Annotated in this window: 1 pseudogene; it reads left to right on the forward strand. The window is 29.4% G+C overall.

Going from position 1 to position 1,235, the window contains the following annotated elements:
• The first annotated feature begins 631 nt into the window (after window positions 1-631).
• Window positions 632-1,094: pseudogene (locus COZ07_RS05015) on the forward strand (M48 family metallopeptidase).
• The last annotated feature ends 141 nt before the right edge of the window (window positions 1,095-1,235 follow it).

Raw genomic sequence — 1,235 nt, forward strand, 5'->3', positions numbered from 1 at the left:
GTAGCTGGTTTTATTCCTAAATTCAGAAAAGATAATAATAATATTCCCTTTGTGTCTATAGAGTATGATGGTTTTCAGGATAGTACCAGAGAAATGAGAATTGATACCTTTGTTGCACAAGTAAAAGAGAGATATGAGAATAAAAAATATACAAAATTTCATTAAAAACAAAAAAATTTAAATTTAAAACACCCTACAAAAATATCTAAACAAAATGAAAGGTTCATTAAATCATATTTAAAAAGATACCATTAGCACAAATATTTATTTAAATATACTAAATATCAGCAACAATTTTAATTCTTTTCTCATAACAGGTAAAATGTCTTTTTGTTTTAATTATATTTAATTAAGGAGCGAATGAGACTATGGTTCTAAAAGTAGTGGGAATGGTAAGTAGTCCCAGGAAAGAGATGAACACTGATACTTTTGTAACGAAAGCTCTGGTGCAAATATTTTGCCAATGTTGAGTTAGTAGATACTTTAGTTATTACGGACTCTGACCGTGGAAAAGGTGCCAGAAAGCGAGAAGAACTGCTCCACAAAGCTTTTGAACTCGGGATATCATTGGGACGAGGATAGAATCATAAAAATTAAAAAGATAATACGTTCAAAGAGAAAAAGCATTGCTATGTATATAAATGAAGACGCTGCATTAATAGTAAATGCACCTTTTAATACCAGTGAAGAAGTTATAAATAAAGTTGTATTAAAATATATGGATCGATTGCAGAAAACGCAAAAAGAAATACAATTAAGAAATTTAAAATTTAAGAAAAAAGAATTTATAAATGGAGAAAGATTTCTTTATCTGGGTAATTATTACAATTTAAAGTTAGTGGATAATCGAGAAATTTTACTGGATTTTAAAGATGAATTTTTACTTTCAAAAAAATATTTATCCTACGCGAAGAATATTTTTATTTATGGCACCTTTACCTATCGTAGATTCCGTCGTTGTTCATGAGCTCACCCACCTGGAAGTGAAAAATCATTCAAAAGCATTTTGGAATGAAGTGGGAATCTTGGACCCCAAATATAAAGAACATAAAGATTGGCTAAAAAATAATGCTTATTTATTGAAGTTAGAATAAGAAGAAAATGAGGTTAGGAATGCCCTTTAAACGCACGTAGAGTGTCTTTTTTGTATAAGATGGGGACAGACTTCTTTTTATCTTCCCGCATTTATTGTCAAATAAAAAGTAAAGCCTGTCCCCATCTTATTAGATAATTAC

It is taken from the genome of Candidatus Infernicultor aquiphilus, from assembly GCF_002784285.1.
GTDB lineage: Bacteria > Atribacterota > Phoenicimicrobiia > Phoenicimicrobiales > Phoenicimicrobiaceae > Infernicultor > Infernicultor aquiphilus.